This is a genomic window from Neobacillus citreus (assembly GCF_018343545.2).
In the GTDB taxonomy this organism is placed as follows: Bacteria; Bacillota; Bacilli; order Bacillales; family Cytobacillaceae; genus Neobacillus; species Neobacillus citreus.
In genome coordinates this window covers 1-2,096 of sequence record NZ_JAGYPE020000134.1, presented here as the reverse complement: position 1 = coordinate 2,096, position 2,096 = coordinate 1, and the positions used below count along the sequence as shown (strand labels likewise).

Here is a 2,096-nt window from a genome sequence, read left to right as displayed (position 1 = left end):
ATTCCGCAGTAGCTCAGTGGTAGAGCTATCGGCTGTTAACCGATCGGTCGTAGGTTCGAGTCCTACCTGCGGAGCCACTTTATTTTTACCAACAAAGATAGCTGTGCTTCCATAGCTCAGTAGGTAGAGCACTTCCATGGTAAGGAAGAGGTCAGCGGTTCGAGCCCGCTTGGAAGCTTACCTGATTTTTATAATATAATATGGCCCCTTGGTCAAGCGGTTAAGACACCGCCCTTTCACGGCGGTAACACGGGTTCGAATCCCGTAGGGGTCACCACTTATTGGAGGATTAGCTCAGCTGGGAGAGCATCTGCCTTACAAGCAGAGGGTCGGCGGTTCGATCCCGTCATCCTCCACCATATTATTATGCCGGCTTAGCTCAATTGGTAGAGCAACTGACTTGTAATCAGTAGGTTGAGGGTTCAAGTCCTTTAGCCGGCACCACTTTTTGTGGAGGGGTAGCGAAGTGGCTAAACGCGGCGGACTGTAAATCCGCTCCCTCAGGGTTCGGCGGTTCGAATCCGTCCCCCTCCACCATTTATATTTTTGTTGATATATGGACAAGCTAGAATCACATTAGTGGGCTATAGCCAAGCGGTAAGGCAACGGACTTTGACTCCGTCACTCGTAGGTTCGAATCCTGCTAGCCCAGCCAAATCATAACATCCCTGAGATTACATCAGTGGATTTTGCGAAAAATATCGAGAGATATTTTAAGCAATGACAGTGAGCCATTAGCTCAGTCGGTAGAGCATCTGACTTTTAATCAGAGGGTCGAAGGTTCGAGTCCTTCATGGCTCATAATTTTTACGAAAAACCCAAGGATATTGCATCCTTGGGTTTTTTATTATTGTCATAGTGATCACTGGGTAATTGTGGGTGTTTTCTATGTTGGAATTTGCTGTCTTTTGCGGGGTTGGCGAGTAAATATCCGATTTAGGCGAGTAAAGTGATAAATCCGGCGAGTAAATTTAATTTTAGACGAGTAAATTCGAAAAACCGGCGAGTAAAAGCCCAAAACAGGCGAGTAAACCTTTTCGTCGAGGTTATGAAGGCCATTCCCCGTTATCCAGGGATTCCTAAATGTCCTTCATTAACCTGATGAAGGACATTTTTCGTATTAAGCTGCTATTTTGTCCTTCATCCCATTTTTTAAGAACAACACGCACCAATTCCTCTAACATATAAATGCCTCCCCCCCCTGCCCCACGCATATATATACAAATATATGTCGAGTTGAGTCATCACTATGAAAGCGGTTAAAATAGAGGCATAGACAATTAGGAGGAGACATAATGAAAAAGAAACTTTCGATTATCGGAATGCCTATGGACTTGGGACAGATGCGCCGCGGGGTTGATATGGGACCAAGTGCCATTCGATATGCTGGGATCAACGAACGCTTAAAGCCGTTATTTTCAGAAATTCACGACATGGGAGATATTCCAATTGGAAGACCAGAGGTTGTTGTCGATAAAGAATCCAATCTAAGAAACTTAGACCTGGTTGCAGAAAAAAATACTCTACTAGCAGAAAAGGTTGATGAGGCCCTTAATGAAGGCTGGTTCCCACTTGTTCTTGGCGGCGATCACAGCATTGCCATCGGCACATTAGCAGGTGTGGCGAAGCATTATCAAAACCTTGGTGTTATTTGGTACGATGCCCATGGTGACCTGAATACGGCTGAAACTAGCCCATCCGGAAATATCCATGGTATGCCTCTTGCGGTCAGCATTGGCTTGGGACATCCATTATTAACAAATATCGGCGGCTATGCACCAAAGGTAAAGCCTGAGAATGTTATCATTATCGGCGCCCGTTCCCTTGATGAAGGAGAACGGATTCTAATTAAAGAAAGAGGCATCAAGGTTTACACTATGCACGAAATCGACCGCCTCGGTATGGCAAAGGTGATGGAAGAAACAATCGCTTACCTCAAGGAAAGAACCGATGGTGTTCACCTATCGCTTGACCTCGATGGCCTAGATCCAAGCGAATGCCCAGGTGTTGGGACACCGGTAATGGGGGGAATCAGCTACCGCGAAAGCCATCTTGCTATGGAAATGCTCGAGGAATCAAAATTAATTACCTCCGCA

At 45.8% G+C, this 2,096-nt stretch carries 1 protein-coding gene and 8 tRNA genes; all 9 read left to right on the top strand.

Translation table 11 applies throughout. From position 1 onward, the window contains the following. Nucleotides 1-2: 2 nt before the first annotated feature. A tRNA-Asn gene (locus KHB02_RS29545) sits at nt 3-77 on the top strand. Between the two features lie 28 nt (nt 78-105). Then, nucleotides 106-178: transfer RNA gene (locus tag KHB02_RS29540), tRNA-Thr, on the top strand. 24 nt (nt 179-202) lie between these two features. Further along, nucleotides 203-277, top strand: a tRNA-Glu gene (locus KHB02_RS29535). A 6-nt stretch (nt 278-283) separates the two neighbouring features. Beyond that, nucleotides 284-359, top strand: a tRNA-Val gene (locus KHB02_RS29530). Between the two features lie 9 nt (nt 360-368). Next, a tRNA-Thr gene (locus tag KHB02_RS29525) sits at nt 369-444 on the top strand. 8 nt (nt 445-452) lie between these two features. Continuing rightward, nucleotides 453-537 (top strand) — tRNA-Tyr (locus tag KHB02_RS29520). 43 nt (nt 538-580) lie between these two features. Then, a tRNA-Gln gene (locus tag KHB02_RS29515) sits at nt 581-655 on the top strand. A gap of 73 nt (nt 656-728) precedes the next feature. After that, nucleotides 729-801: transfer RNA gene (locus KHB02_RS29510), tRNA-Lys, on the top strand. A 494-nt stretch (nt 802-1,295) separates the two neighbouring features. After that, nucleotides 1,296-2,096: arginase (gene rocF, locus KHB02_RS29505; protein WP_241114204.1), on the top strand; the 801-nt coding region annotated here is incomplete at its 3' end.